The 13,773-nt window shown below is 51.3% G+C and carries 18 protein-coding genes; 3 read left to right on the plus strand and 15 right to left on the minus strand.

All coding sequences use genetic code 11. From position 1 onward, the window contains the following. Nucleotides 1-5 precede the first annotated feature (5 nt). The 9 genes from ACO0K9_RS04790 to ACO0K9_RS04830 form a co-directional block, all read right to left on the minus strand. Entirely contained in the window at nt 6-461 is a 456-nt protein-coding gene (locus ACO0K9_RS04790; RefSeq protein WP_422982275.1) for a protein YgfX, read from the minus strand. A gap of 66 nt (nt 462-527) precedes the next feature. Further along, nucleotides 528-1,769, minus strand: coding sequence for a beta-ketoacyl-ACP synthase II (gene fabF / locus ACO0K9_RS04795; protein ID WP_422982277.1), 1,242 nt, complete (start codon nt 1,767-1,769; stop codon nt 528-530). Between the two features lie 32 nt (nt 1,770-1,801). Then, nucleotides 1,802-2,041 (minus strand): acyl carrier protein, encoded by a 240-nt coding sequence (gene acpP, locus ACO0K9_RS04800; protein ID WP_110253556.1) that lies wholly within the window; start codon nt 2,039-2,041, stop codon nt 1,802-1,804. A gap of 151 nt (nt 2,042-2,192) precedes the next feature. Beyond that, nucleotides 2,193-2,945 carry a 3-oxoacyl-ACP reductase FabG gene (gene fabG, locus ACO0K9_RS04805; protein WP_422982279.1) on the minus strand — a complete coding sequence of 251 codons (753 nt, stop codon included), beginning with the start codon at nt 2,943-2,945 and terminating at the stop codon, nt 2,193-2,195. Continuing rightward, nucleotides 2,942-3,883: an ACP S-malonyltransferase gene (gene fabD, locus ACO0K9_RS04810; protein WP_422982281.1), complete on the minus strand. Its 942-nt coding sequence runs from the start codon at nt 3,881-3,883 to the stop codon at nt 2,942-2,944. The genes fabG and fabD overlap by 4 nt, the downstream gene beginning before the upstream one ends. 81 nt (nt 3,884-3,964) lie before the next feature. After that, nucleotides 3,965-4,951, minus strand: coding sequence for a beta-ketoacyl-ACP synthase III (locus tag ACO0K9_RS04815; protein ID WP_422982283.1), 987 nt, complete (start codon nt 4,949-4,951; stop codon nt 3,965-3,967). Next, nucleotides 4,948-6,030: a phosphate acyltransferase PlsX gene (gene plsX / locus ACO0K9_RS04820; RefSeq protein ID WP_422982285.1), complete on the minus strand. Its 1,083-nt coding sequence runs from the start codon at nt 6,028-6,030 to the stop codon at nt 4,948-4,950. The genes ACO0K9_RS04815 and plsX overlap by 4 nt, the downstream gene beginning before the upstream one ends. 239 nt (nt 6,031-6,269) lie before the next feature. Then, entirely contained in the window at nt 6,270-6,452 is a 183-nt protein-coding gene (rpmF, locus tag ACO0K9_RS04825) for a 50S ribosomal protein L32 (protein WP_008449924.1), read from the minus strand. Between the two features lie 125 nt (nt 6,453-6,577). Further along, nucleotides 6,578-7,102: a YceD family protein gene (locus ACO0K9_RS04830; RefSeq protein ID WP_422982288.1), complete on the minus strand. Its 525-nt coding sequence runs from the start codon at nt 7,100-7,102 to the stop codon at nt 6,578-6,580. 126 nt (nt 7,103-7,228) lie between these two features. Between ACO0K9_RS04830 and ACO0K9_RS04835 the strand changes: the two genes are divergently transcribed. The 3 genes from ACO0K9_RS04835 to ACO0K9_RS04845 all read left to right on the plus strand — a co-directional run bounded on the left by ACO0K9_RS04835 (nt 7,229) and on the right by ACO0K9_RS04845 (nt 9,846). Continuing rightward, a complete protein-coding gene (locus ACO0K9_RS04835; protein ID WP_422982290.1) occupies nt 7,229-7,840 on the plus strand; it encodes a Maf family nucleotide pyrophosphatase in 612 nt (203 codons plus the stop codon). A 28-nt stretch (nt 7,841-7,868) separates the two neighbouring features. Then, complete coding sequence (locus tag ACO0K9_RS04840; protein ID WP_422982292.1) at nt 7,869-8,621, plus strand: SAM-dependent methyltransferase; 753 nt, start codon at nt 7,869-7,871, stop codon at nt 8,619-8,621. A gap of 64 nt (nt 8,622-8,685) precedes the next feature. Further along, the gene (locus ACO0K9_RS04845; RefSeq protein ID WP_422982294.1) at nt 8,686-9,846 is read left to right on the plus strand and encodes an iron-containing alcohol dehydrogenase; all 1,161 of its coding nucleotides are present in this window, start codon (nt 8,686-8,688) and stop codon (nt 9,844-9,846) included. Nucleotides 9,847-9,892: 46 nt separating this feature from the next. On the opposite strand, the gene ACO0K9_RS04850 is transcribed toward ACO0K9_RS04845, so the two are convergent. From ACO0K9_RS04850 to cydX, 6 genes are all read right to left on the minus strand, one after another. After that, nucleotides 9,893-11,116, minus strand: coding sequence for a hypothetical protein (locus ACO0K9_RS04850; RefSeq protein WP_422982296.1), 1,224 nt, complete (start codon nt 11,114-11,116; stop codon nt 9,893-9,895). A 90-nt stretch (nt 11,117-11,206) separates the two neighbouring features. Next, on the minus strand, nt 11,207-11,971 hold the full coding sequence (locus ACO0K9_RS04855) for a hypothetical protein (RefSeq protein ID WP_422982298.1): 765 nt from the start codon (nt 11,969-11,971) through the stop codon (nt 11,207-11,209). 9 nt (nt 11,972-11,980) lie between these two features. Beyond that, the gene (locus ACO0K9_RS04860; RefSeq protein ID WP_422982300.1) at nt 11,981-12,580 is read right to left on the minus strand and encodes a hypothetical protein; all 600 of its coding nucleotides are present in this window, start codon (nt 12,578-12,580) and stop codon (nt 11,981-11,983) included. After that, nucleotides 12,577-12,855, minus strand: a complete 279-nt coding sequence (locus tag ACO0K9_RS04865; RefSeq protein WP_422982302.1) for a DnaJ domain-containing protein — start codon at nt 12,853-12,855, stop codon at nt 12,577-12,579. Before ACO0K9_RS04865 ends, ACO0K9_RS04860 begins: the two co-directional genes overlap by 4 nt. 123 nt (nt 12,856-12,978) lie before the next feature. Continuing rightward, a complete protein-coding gene (locus ACO0K9_RS04870; RefSeq protein WP_422982304.1) occupies nt 12,979-13,458 on the minus strand; it encodes an FKBP-type peptidyl-prolyl cis-trans isomerase in 480 nt (159 codons plus the stop codon). Between the two features lie 131 nt (nt 13,459-13,589). After that, nucleotides 13,590-13,769, minus strand: coding sequence for a cytochrome bd-I oxidase subunit CydX (gene cydX, locus ACO0K9_RS04875; protein ID WP_422982536.1), 180 nt, complete (start codon nt 13,767-13,769; stop codon nt 13,590-13,592). Between the last annotated feature and the right edge of the window lie 4 nt (nt 13,770-13,773).

Here is a 13,773-nt window from a genome sequence, read left to right on the forward strand (position 1 = left end):
ACATTTCATTTCACATAGTGCCGGCTAATCCACATCAGGCTTACTTTCAATGCACGAAAAACAACAGGGTCCACAGAATCAGGCAAAATCAGCAATTTGTGTTCCCGCCCCTGCTCATCAATCAGAAAAATCGACAGCAATTGCGGCAGCAGGCGGCTTTTGGGACTCAAGGTCACCATCAGGTCAGCATCAGGACCAGCGCCGGCATGATCACGCAAGATCATGGAACCGCTGTCTGCAATACTCAGCCTGCAGAACCGTCTTTCCCTGCGCCAGCCGCGGTACAACTGAAGCACGATCAGGCCCGCAGCAATCATCCACAGCAAGGCTTTCGCAGCCACGGGCATATCCGACTGCCAGATCACCAGACTCAGGCTGGCCAGCGCCAGGCCTGCCATGCCCGATAATGCAGCAAGCAGGATGCGTGAAGGCCGGATTTCAGCAAACAGTGCGATAGACATAGGGGCAAAAAAAATGGCACTTCATTTCAAACAGAAACGAAGTGCCAGGATTGATTCTTTTCCGAATCAGGCTTTTGCAAATATCAAAGTACCATTCGTTCCACCGAAGCCGAACGAATTTTTCATTGCATAGTCGATCTTCATATCACGTGCCGTATTGGCACAGTAATCGAGATCGCACTCAGGGTCTTGATTGACGATGTTGATCGTCGGTGGTGATAGCTGATTGTGCAGGGCCAGCACCGTAAACACGGACTCCAGCCCACCGGCGCCACCCAGCAAATGACCAGTCATCGACTTGGTCGAATTCACGGTGATTTTGTAGGCGTGATCAGCAAAGGTTGCCTTGATCGCGTCGGTTTCGTTTTGATCACCTATCTGCGTCGATGTACCATGCGCGTTCAGGTAAGCGATTTGCTCAGGATTGATGCCAGCATCTTTCATCGCATTGATCATGCTGCGGCGTGGGCCATCCATGGTCGGCGAAGTGATGTGGTAAGCATCACCGCTCATGCCAAAACCTATGACTTCAGCATAGATTTTCGCGCCACGTGCCTTGGCATGCTCATACTCTTCCAGCACCATGACGCCAGCACCTTCACCGAGGACAAAACCGTCACGGTCCTTATCCCATGGTCGGGAAGAGGTAGCTGGATCATCGTTTCTGGTCGAGAGCGCACGTGCCGAAGCAAAGCCGCCCAAACCCAGCGGCGAAATCGTTGATTCCGCACCACCTGCGATCATGACATCCGCATCACCGTAGACGATCATGCGCGCAGCAGAACCGATGCAGTGCAAGCCTGTCGTACATGCCGTGACGATTGCCAGATTCGGGCCCTTCAAACCATATTTGATGGAAAGATGGCCGGAAATCATGTTGATGATGGAAGCAGGCACAAAGAACGGGCTGATACGGCGTGGTCCACGCTCTATCAAGGTTTCTTTGGTTGCCTCAATCAAAGGCAGACCACCAATACCAGAACCGACAATCACGCCGATACGTTCTGCATTTTCTTCGGTAACGGTCAGACCGCTATCCATAAAAGCCTGCGCCCCTGCGGCGATGCCGTAGTGGATGAACGTATCCATGTTGCGCGCTTCTTTTGCCGGCATGTAGTCTTCGACATTGAAGCCTTTCACTTCACCGGCAAAATGCGTGGTGAAGGGAGTTGCATCAAACTTGGTAATCGTGGCGATTCCAGACTGCCCCGCAGTAATGGCACCCCAAGCATCTGCAATAGTATTGCCGACTGGCGAAATACAACCGAGCCCGGTAACGACGACTCGACGTTTAAGCGAACGACTCAAGCGCTTCTCCTGGATTTGAAAAAATTCGACTATTAGGCCTTGAGATGGGCTTTAGCGTAGTCAATCGCTTGTTGAACAGTAGTGATTTTCTCAGCTTGTTCGTCAGGGATTTCCATTTCGAATTCGTCTTCGAGTGCCATCACCAATTCAACTGTGTCCAAAGAATCTGCACCCAAATCGTCCACGAAAGAGGATTCGATTTTGATGTCAGCTTCAGCGACGCCCAGTTGTTCAGCGACGATTTTCTTAACGCGTTGTTCGATATCGGACATGTGTGTCTCCAGTGAAAAATTCAAAAAAATAAGGGCCTACAGAAAGTGCGCGCATTTTAGCAGGTTTGTGAGCAAAAAAAGCAAGCCCCTGATTTTCAGCAATAACTCCTGTTATTTTCGTCGAAGTCACTGATAAAAATCAACAAAATGATTACGCCAAGTACATCCCACCATTCACATGCAGTGTTGTACCGGTAATATATCCAGCATCTGGGGATGCCAAAAACACCGTCGCAGCTGCAATATCTTCCGGACGCCCCAGTTTTGCAAGCGGAATTTGCTGCAAAATCGCGGCTTTTTGTTCATCAGTCAGGGCCCGGGTCATATCTGTATCAATAAAACCGGGTGCAATACAATTAACAGTAATATTACGGCTGCCAATTTCCCTGGCCAATGCACGACTCATGCCAGCCACACCAGCCTTGGCAGCAGCATAGTTCATTTGCCCGGGGTTACCAGAAGAACCTACGACGGAAGTAATATTAATGATGCGGCCGCCCTTGGCCTTCATCATGCCACGCAGTACGGCACGCGAAAGACGGGCAACCGAGCTCAGGTTGGTGGAAATGACATTATCCCACTCTTCCTCTTTCATGCGCATGGCCAGTTGATCCTGGGTAATACCGGCGTTATTCACCAAAATGGACAGGCCACCAAATTCTTTCTGGATTTCTTCTACCAGGCTGGCGCTGCGCTCCACCTCATTGACATTGAATACCACGCCCCTGCCTGCTCCTGGAGCAACTTCTTCCAGATAAGCGGTAATGGCAGCAGCACCGGCTTCCGATGTTGCGGTACCGATGACTTTCGCACCTGCCTTTGCCAAACCGACTGCAATGGCACGGCCTATGCCGCGTGAAGCCCCGGTCACCAGGGCAATCTGATTTTCCAATTGTTGTGTCATTTCAAGATTTCCAATACTTTATCCAAACTTGACTGATCAAATACCGCATCGCCGATCAACTCTGCCTGAATGCGCTTGGTCAGGCCGGTCAATACCTTGCCGGGACCGCATTCTATGACATGGCTGATACCATCAGCATGCATTTTATTAATGGTTTCCACCCAGCGTACCGGGCTGGCCGCCTGCCTTACCAGTGCATCACGGATAGACTCTGGCGCGCTTAGTACGGTCACGTCCACGTTGTTAATCAGTGGAATGGCCGGCGCAGAAAAGTTGATACCTGCCAGGTAATCGCGCAATTTATCCGATGCCGGCTTCAGCAGGGATGAATGGAAAGGGGCAGATACCGGCAAAGACAAGGCGCGCTTGGCACCTTTGGCCTTGGCAATTTCACAGGCACGCTCAACGGCTGCCTTGCTGCCGGCAATCACTACTTGCGCAGGCGCATTGAAATTGACGGCTTCAACCACTTCACCTGGCGTGCCAGACACTGCTTCAGCGCAGGCCAGCTTGACATCTTCATCCGACAAACCAAGGATGGCAGCCATACCGCCCTGCCCGACAGGAACCGCGTCCTGCATGGATTGCGCACGGAAACGCACCATGGGCACGGCATCAGCAAAAGTGATAACGCCTGCAGCCACCAGGGCAGAATATTCACCCAGGCTATGGCCAGCGACCATTTTTGGTATCGGGCCACCAGCAGCTATCCATGCACGGTAACAGGCAACGGCAGCAGTCAGCATGACTGGCTGGGTATTGGTAGTCAGGTCCAGCGCCTCTTTGGGGCCTTCATTGATCATTTTGCCCAGGTCAAGCTGCAGGGCATCAGATGCCTCAGCAACGGTTTGCTGGACAACGGCATTGTCGGCAAAGCCGTTCAACATGCCGATGGCCTGTGAGCCCTGACCGGGAAAGACAAATGCAAATTGCGTCATATCTATCTATATATCTCTGTTTGTTTATTATTTGCGCGCTACCACTGCACTACTATTGCGCCACTGCTGCATTACTACTGATTACATCCTGACGATGGCCGCACCCCAGGTAAAGCCACCACCCACACCTTCAAGCAACACGGTATGTCCAGGCTGCACCCGACCATCACACACCGCCAGGTCCAACGCCAGCGGTATGGATGCTGCCGAGGTATTGCCATGTTGATCGACAGTCACCACCATTTTATCCATAGGCATACGCATTTTTTTTGCAGTACTCTGCATGATGCGTATATTCGCCTGGTGCGGTATCAGCCAGTCGATCTGATCCGTTTTCAGGCCAGCAATTTCCAGGGCTTCATTCGCCACTTTTTCCAGTACGGACACAGCCAGCTTGAATACCGCCGGGCCATCCATGTACAGGAAGGCACTGCCAGCCACTATCCCGCTTTGTACATTACCAGGCACACACAAAATATTGGCATGGCTGCCATCTGCATGCAGCTTGGTTGCCAGCACACCTGGTTCATCAGAACGCGACATGATGATCGCGCCAGCACCATCACCAAATAGCACGCAGGTAGTGCGGTCTTCAAAATTCAGTATCTTGGAAAATACTTCAGCGCCGATAACCAGCACATTTTTATGGCTGCCAGACTTGATCATGCTGTCAGCCACCGACATCGCATAGATGAAGCCGCTACAAACCGCCTGCACATCCATGGCAGCTGCGCCATTGTTAATGCCCAGCTTGTTCTGTACTACGCAAGCGGTACTGGGAAAGCCACCCAGAAAATCCGGCGTCGATGTCGCCAGTATGATCAGGTCGATATCATTCGGCTGCATTTTCGCAGCCTCCAGTGCATTCTTTGCGGCTTCTACCGCCAGGTCACTGGAAGTTACCGTCGGCTCGGCATAGTGACGGAATGAAATACCGCTGCGCGAGAATATCCATTCATCCGAGGTTTCTATACCCTTTGCCGCCAGTTGGTCGGTCAATTCCTGATTACTTACTTTTTTGGGCGGCAGATAGCTGCCGGTACCGATAATTTTGCTAAAAAAAGTCATGCGGTTTTTTGCACCAAGAGTTCGTTGTTGTCCGGAGCGACTGCATCAACATCTGCAATGGGCATCAATTTTGCCATTGTGGTCGCGATTCGGGACAATACATCATTTTTTGCGGCATCAAATGCGCGCTGTATTGCCCATTCATAACTATATTTGTCTGCACTGCCATGGCTTTTGAAGACCAGGCCACGCAGGCCCAGCAGACTGCCGCCATTATAATTGGATGGATTCATGGTGCGCGAAATGGATTTCAGTGCCCCACGTGCCAGCAAGGCACCCAGCATATTCAGGGGATTGCTCTTGAACGACGACGTCAGGGTGGTTTTGACAAAGCGCCCCATGCCCTCGGCAGCCTTCAGCGTCACATTGCCGACAAAACCATCACAGACGACGATATCGGTGGTGCCTTCGAAGATGTCATTGCCTTCGACATTGCCGTAGAAATTCAAGATGCCACGCTCATGATCGGCACGCAGCAATTGCGCCGTTTTCTTGACCATGTCATTGCCCTTCATGTCTTCTTCGCCAACATTCAGCAAACCTATGCTGGGCTTGTCCTTGCCTTCCAGTGCTGACACCAGGGCAGAACCCATGATGGCGAACTGATGCAAATGCAAGGGCTCGCAATCCACATTCGCGCCTAGGTCGAGCATGTAGGTGGGTAAATTTTTCTGATTCGGCAAAATACTGCAGATGGCAGGACGATCAACGCCCGGCATGGTTTTCAGCACATAGCGCGACACTGCCATCAAGGCGCCGGTATTGCCGGCGGACACGCAGGCCTGCGCATGACCTTCCTTCACCTGGTTGATGGCCACGCGCATGGAAGAATCTTTCTTGCGACGCAAGGCAACTTCAATCGGGTCATCCATCTCTACCACTTCGGTGGCATTGATGATTTTCAGCCGCGCATGATTGCTGGCGTGACACTTCTTCAGTTCAGCCTGAATGACAGCCTCAGTCCCTACCAGAAGAAATTCAACATCGGGCTCGCGGTTGGCAAACGCCACTGCCGCTGCCACGGTAACTGCCGGGCCATGATCTCCGCCCATGCAGTCTATGGAAATTTTAATTGTCATGTAGTGATACGAAACTTCAATCCGAAACAGCTAGTGTATCAAACCGAGACTGAAATCATCCCGAATTAATTTTTCAAATGCGGAATTATCTCAACATTTCAAGAAATCACCCGCACCATTCCATCATAGAACTTGCGCAAAAATTATTTCGGCACGGTACAGGCAAAATCCAGGTTAACGAAAAAAAGCGGCGCCAAGTCCAGGACTCGTCACGCCGCTTTTTTTACCAAGAACAGGTATTACTCGTCGTTCTTGGTTTTCAATACTTTACGACCACGATAAAAGCCGTTAGGGCTGATGTGGTGACGCAGATGTGTTTCACCAGTCGTTGGCTCGATACCCAGTTGCGGTGCAACCAGGAAATCGTGGGAACGGTGCATGCCACGCTTGGATGGGGACTTTTTGTTTTGCTGAACTGCCATGATAACTCCTAATACTTCAAAAAATGTTTCTAAAAATTTAACACACTTAACTGGAGAGTGCAAACATCACCAGCCAAGAATCCCTAACAATACTTCGACCTGAGTGTTTTTTCAGAATAATGCCACTAGGTACGCCCATTAATTTTCTTCAGCACAGCAAAAGGTGATGCTTTTTTACCGACTTCTGCTTCAATCGCTGCAGTAGTACTTGCTGAAGCCAACGGTTGATCCGGGCATACTGCATGTTTGGGCGATTGGGGTATTGCCAGTAGCGCCTCATCCTCTATCAAATCCTTGATATCGAACGTCTTGCTACCTACTACAACATCGACCTCGTCATCATCAAGCAATGCGTCTATTTCATCGGCATTTTCTTCGTTTTTGGCGAGTATCAATACGGATTCAGAGTCAATTTCAAATGCCAGCGGCGTCAGGCAACGCTGACACAACAACTGCACCGAGCCACTCACAGTCAATTGCAACTGCGCATGCCCCAGCTGGTCCTTGCCACCTTGCAGAGTCCAGTCCAAGCCGCCTTCGGCGTTTGCACTCTCTTCTGACAGACGGTGCAAATCTGTAACCAAAAACCTTCCCGAACGCTGCTCTTCAAGCCGAGAAAACGTGAAAGCGTCGATCACAAATGCTTGCATAGGATTATTTGAACCCAGAAAACCTGCGATAATAACAGGATTACACCTTCTTAGTCAAAGCATTGCCATAATTTGCGCTAATTTTTCATGATTTTCATGCGCAAAACCTGGCAGATATGTCCAAAAATGCAAATAACCCAGCAAACAGCCCGGCTCATTCTGGCCTCCAGCTCAGCCTATCGCCGTGAATTATTAGGCAGGCTGCAACTCAAGTTCGAAAGTATAGCACCAGACCTGGATGAAACACCGTTCGATGGCGAAAGCCCGGTACAGACCGCCCTGCGCCTGGCACGCCAGAAAGCCGAAGCCATCGCCGCCAACCACGGCGAAGCCATCATCATAGGCTCGGACCAGGTCGCCACCCTGGATGATTTGCAAATTGGCAAACCTGGCAACCATGAAAATGCCTTACGACAATTGCAGTTGATGCGTGGCCGTGAAGTGATCTTTCATACCGCGCTGTGTGTACTTGACACACGCCAGGATGCTGCAGTTCGTCTGCAGCTCGAAGACATTGCCACTACCGTACGATTCCGCGATCTGAGCGATGCTGAGCTGGATGCCTATTTGCGCATAGAGCAACCGTATGATTGCGCCGGCAGCGCAAAAAACGAAGCCCTGGGCATCAGCATCCTGGAAAGCATACAAAGCGCAGACCCGACCGCCCTGACCGGTTTGCCCCTGATTGCATTGACCACCATGCTAAGAAACGCTGGCGTGCGTTTCTTCAATCTGTAAAACTTAAAACAACAACCACTAAGACACCATGACAGGCACGCTCTACCTTATCCCCAATACCCTGGGCATCAATGAGAATCAACAGGGCAATTTACTGGCAAGCATCATTCCCGATAGCGTGCAGGCATTCAGTGCGCAGTTGCAATACTTTGTGGCTGAAAATGCCAAAACTACCCGCGCCTATCTGAAGTTCCTCGGTCAGCAACACCCCTTACGACACAGCATCCAGGACATGCATATTTCAGAATTGAACGTCAACACCCCCGAACAGGCACTCGAAGGCCTGTTGCAGCCGCTACTGCAAGGGCATGATGTGGGCCTGATCTCGGAAGCTGGGGTGCCCGCGGTGGCCGACCCAGGTGCCAATCTGGTCAGGCTGGCCCATAAGCGCCAGATCACCGTGCGCCCGCTGGTTGGCCCTTCATCGTTGTTGCTGGCCCTGATGGGTAGCGGTTTGAATGGCCAAAGCTTTGCTTTTCACGGGTATCTGCCCACCGATGCCACTCTCAGGGCAAAACGTATCAAGGAACTGGAAGACCGTTCACGAAAAGAAAAGCAGACACAGTTACTGATAGAAACCCCGTATCGCAATATGGCCATGCTGGAAGCACTCAGTAGCCAGTGCCAGCCATCCACCCTGATTTGCGTCGCCACCGACCTTAGCCTGGAGACAGAATCCCTGCAGACCAGAACCGCTACCGAGTGGAAAACCCGCCTGGCCAAACAGCAAGCACCTGATTTTCATAAAAAACCGACCGTTTTCCTGTTTTTATCGCAATGAAAAAGAACGACCGGTTTATTTTTTATATTTGCGCTAAGATGTCTTCTTTCTGGAGGAAATGAACATGCTGAACTTTGATTTCTACAACCCGACACAGATTTTATTTGGCAAAGGCCGCATTGCCGACCTGAATAAAGTCATCCCTGCCGAAGCCCATGTACTGATGCTGTACGGTGGTGGCAGTATCAAGCAAAATGGTGTGTACGATGAAGTCATGACAGCGCTGGGCACGCGCGCAGTCACCGAATTTACCGGCATAGAGCCCAACCCCAGCTATGAAACCCTGATGAAGGCAGTCGAAGTCATCAAGCAAAACAAGATAGATTTCCTGCTGGCGGTAGGCGGCGGTTCCGTCATTGATGGCACCAAATTCATTGCGGCGGCAGCCCTGTTTGAAGGTGGCGAGCCCTGGGCCATCCTGGAAAAGCGCGGCAATAATATCACCAGGGCGATGCCATTTGGCAGCGTATTGACCCTGCCGGCAACAGGCTCGGAAATGAATAATGGCGGTGTTGTTACCCGCAAATCCATCAAGGCAAAAATGGCCTTCTCCAGCCGCCACTGCTTCCCGCAGTTTTCTGTACTGGACCCGGCCACCACTTATACCCTGCCTGTACGCCAGATCGGCAATGGTGCGGTCGATGCCTTTGTCCATATCATGGAACAGTATCTGACCTATCCAGTCAACTCACCGGTGCAGGACAGATTTGCCGAAGGCCTGCTGCTAACCCTGATCGAGGAAGGCCCGAAAGCCCTGGCCAATCCGCAAGATTATGATGTGCGCGCCAATCTCATGTGGTGTGCCACCATGGCCCTGAATGGTCTGATTTCCACTGGCGTACCGCAAGACTGGGCGACCCACATGATAGGCCATGAACTGACGGCCCTGCATAACATCGACCATGCACAAACCCTGGCCATCGTCCTGCCTAGCATGCTGCGCGTGCGCAAGGAAGGCAAACGGGCAAAGTTACTGCAATTTGGCGAACGCATCTGGGGCCTGCATGATGGCGATGAAGACAGCCGCATAGAAACGGCCATCAGCCGCATGCAAGATTTTTTCGAACAAATGGGTGTCAAAACCCGTCTCAGCGACTACCAGCTAGGCAGCAATGACATTGCACCGATCCTGTCCGCACTGGAAACCCATCGCATGGTCAGCCTGGGTGAGAAGCGCGACGTGACGCTGGATGTCAGCCGTCAGGTATTGGAGCTCAGTTTGTAATTGGTTTGAGACGTGTGCAGCCATTCAACTCTGAATGGCTGCAAGTTTATTTCTTTGCCGGCTTCGCAATATGGCAATTCGCATCCAGGAAGCGCATTGCCCCGGTGTAATTGGTATCCCAGTCATCCAGCAAATAATTGCCCGCTTCTTCCACGAAATTATTCCAGTCTTCCAGCAAACCTTCCTGTTTTTCATGGGGGGCAGCAGTCTTAATCCAGTCCGTCGCCAGTTCTGGCTGAAACCCCTCGTCGCGGAATTTTTTCACCAGGCTTTTTGCCGTCTTTTCAGGCAATGTTGTTTTGGGTGTGATGCCACCCACAATGCAAATAAACAGGGTAAACAGCGAATCGATATCGGTTTTACCCTTGGTCAGCCTGGTCCATTCCTTGGATACCAGGGCATCGTATTCTGATGTGTCTTCCACTTCATGATCGCGCAGGTAATAGCGATCCTTGAGTTCAAACACCAGCTTGTCCAGTGAGGCCGTTTTATCTTGCAGGCGTGGCAGGTCGTGGGATTTGATCTCAGCCTGCACACGCTCAACAATAGCGTGAAATTTTTCAGGCACATCCGCCAGATCAACTGCAGACCAGGCTTTTTTCAGTTTGGCTGCTGTGTAGCTACGGATGGAATCAACCAGGCCTGCAAATTCCACCTGATTCTGCAAGCTCGCATCCGGCTTGCCAAACATCTGCAGCAACAAGGCGGTACGGATTACCGATACCGCCTCCACATCTTCTGCCTTCAAATAACTGGCGGACAGGCCCAGTATTTCACCAAACCAGTAACCCGCCTCGATTTCCAGTGCATTCATTTGCCGGTGTTCTAGCGTATTCCTGTATTCCAGCGGCTTTTCTTTGAGCGACCAGGCTTCCAGAAAATCCTCAACCTTGCCCTTGGCTTCGCGCCCCAGCAAGGCATATTCAGGTAAGGCGAACAAGCTCTTCAGCAAACCGGAACCACCGCGCGACAGCGTCAAAAAGGTGTTGTCACGTATCATCTTCGCCGCCAGTTCCAGGTCACCCTTGCTGGTTTCTATCAGGTACAAACTGGCCAGATTGACGATGCGCTTGCGGGCTGCTTCAATTTCAGGGCGCAGGTATTTGCTGCCAAAAGCCTCGGCAATCTGCACCATACCCTTGGGTGCTTCTGCTTCTATTGCCGCAATTTTTGTAGAGCTGATAATGGCTTTTTGCACGCCATAACGCAATGCCGATTCAAAGAACGGGCGATTATCCAGCAGCGCAATTTCGAAAGTGTTTTCAGACATGGGTATTCAGATGATTCCAGGATGAAGGCAAAACGACCGCCGGGCACAGCCACGCACGCCCGGCATCTGAATGAGATACAGAATCAGTGATTACAGGGCAGACTCTTCGTCATCATCCTTGTCATCGCCGTCATCATTATTTTTGGGACGCTCTTCCTGCTCTTCTTCCACACCCTCAATGGCTTCCAGCTCCTCCTGTGCCAGGCTGGCTTGATAGGCTTTATATCGGGCACGCAACTTCATCAGCACTTCCCGGAAAATCTCCGGCAATTCATAGCGCAGGATATAGGTAACCTGCATCCAGTCACGATCTTCCAGGTTGGCCATATCCAATGGTGACGCCAGGCTTTCGGTATCGCGGGTCAGATTCAGCAAATCATCATCCAGCGCACGGGTTTTGGATTCGTCGCCATACTCATACAGATCAAACGTGGCATAGCGATAGAAATGTTCGACCATCTGCGTGCGGTCCAGCAGATAATCAACCAGGGCATCATAACCACCATCGACTTCAGCGATTTCATACAAGAATTCTGCCGGATCAGCACCTTCACGGAAAATGACGGAATTGATCATGCCGCGCAATTGTTCATGCGTCTGGTCGCCATAGCGACGTTCCAACACCACCGCCTGGGCAAACTGTTCCGGCGTGACCAGCAAATTCACCAACGATTCCTTGGATGCATCATATTCACGGATGATGGCCAGCAAATCCTTGGCCGGAAATTCATCCAGTGCCGCCACTAGCGCTTTGTCGCCCTCGGTTTCGGCCAGGTTTGCCAATGCGTGTTCAGCGCCGGCGATGTCGCCAGCCTTGACCAGGCTCTGTGCTTCGATTAATGCGGGATAATTCATCAATACTCCTTATTCTTTACGATCAAAGCCTTGTTCCGCCAGCCAGTCGGCACCGGCTTCACCCAAGTCGTAGTCATCACCGTCGTCGCCATCATCCCTGCCATGACGGCCATACTGGCCATCCAGGTCGCCACTTTCCTTCAATTCTTCATTGGCCTCGTTGGCTTCCTTGTCTTCATCCTCATCGTCCTGCGCTTCACTGGCGCCCAACTTACGTGTCTGCTGGCTGCGATTCAGGTATTCCAGCCCTGCCGCAATCACCAGGAACGCCTCACCAGCCGGGTCTTTCAAGACAATACGACTCAGGGGTTCAGCCCAGGGTTCCAGCTTGACTGCCGCCGACAGGCTCTTCCATGAAGGCAATTTATTTTCTTCCTTGGCAGACAAGGCTTCCAGCGCCAGTGGGTTCATGAAAATGAAACCCTCATGAAAAGCCACTGCCAGCATTTCAGGGTTGCTGGCCATCATCGGCAATAACATGGGCAGTTGTTCTGCCTTTTCGCGCAACCTGGCCTTGAGTACATTTTTACCCTCGGAATCGGATTTCAGGTCTTCCAACTCGGCCTTGTATACCGACATCAGGTCTTCAAAAAAACGCGACAATTTCACTGCAATACTCCTGATAAATAATTTTTCCAGATTTCGCCCGCCGTTTCCAGTGGCGAATCCAGCAAGTTACGTCGCCTGTTTTCATCGTAGGCGGCACGGGCTGCCTCATCCGACAAGACATCGTAAGCTTCTTTTACGGCATGGAATTTTTCTGGTGCCAGTTCCGAATCGTTTCGATCCGGATGGAACTCTGCAGCCTTTTGACGAAAGGCTTTTTTAACGTCGGCCAGATTCGCATTACTGGCGATGCCGAGAACAAAATAATAGTCTTTCATACACACTCTTGGCTTGCATTTGGACTGACATTGCTACAGCAGACCTGCCGTCATTAAAGAGGAACAAGGAGAGAAAACCTTCCCTCCTCAGCGGGTCTGCACCCGAAGCCCCACCAATACAGATCAGTGATGGTGGCCGTGTTCGCCGTGCGCATGGCCATGCACGATTTCTTCATCGCTGGCTTCACGTACTTCGATAACTTCTGCTTCAAAACGGATGGTCATGCCAGCCAGGGGGTGATTACCATCCACCGTCACGATACCCGCGTCGATGACCGTCACGCGAAACTGCATGGTTTCTTCAGTTTCAGGGTCACGTGTTTCAAACATCATGCCAACTTCGATATCCGGTGGAAATGCGCTGATGTCTTCTTCACGCACAAAACCGGGATCAATTTCACCAAAACCGTCTTCCGGCGCCAGGGTCACGGACACCTTGTCGCCTGCAGCCTTACCTTCCAGCGCAGCCTCCACCGCAGGCAGGATACTGTCATATCCACCATGCAGGTAAAGAATGGGTTGCTGGTTCTGGTCTATGAGTGCGCCTTCGGCGTTAAACATGGCGTAATTCAGGCTGACAATAGTATTTTTTGAAATTTGCATGGCTGTAATAGGAGTAATTGCGCATTCTATGCGACAAAAATGAAAGAGACTGGGGGTAAGGACAAAAAACAGGCATATGAACCACCTGCACCACCCCTTCAGGCTAACCCGTTATTCTAACAGAGCCAGCCTCAAGCATCACGTTTGCCCTCCCTGCCTTCTTTATACGTTTGTCGCGCCTGTTCGAAGCGTTCTTTGGTCTGTGCTTCGTCGCGGTCGCCAAAAGCATAGTTCGCTTCCAGCCACATGACATTAATGATACCAAATGCCAGCGCCAAGCCTATTCCCAATATCCAGTTGAAATACCACATCATT

The sequence above is a fragment of the Undibacterium sp. Ji50W genome, from assembly GCF_049340445.1.
GTDB lineage: Bacteria > Pseudomonadota > Gammaproteobacteria > Burkholderiales > Burkholderiaceae_D > Undibacterium.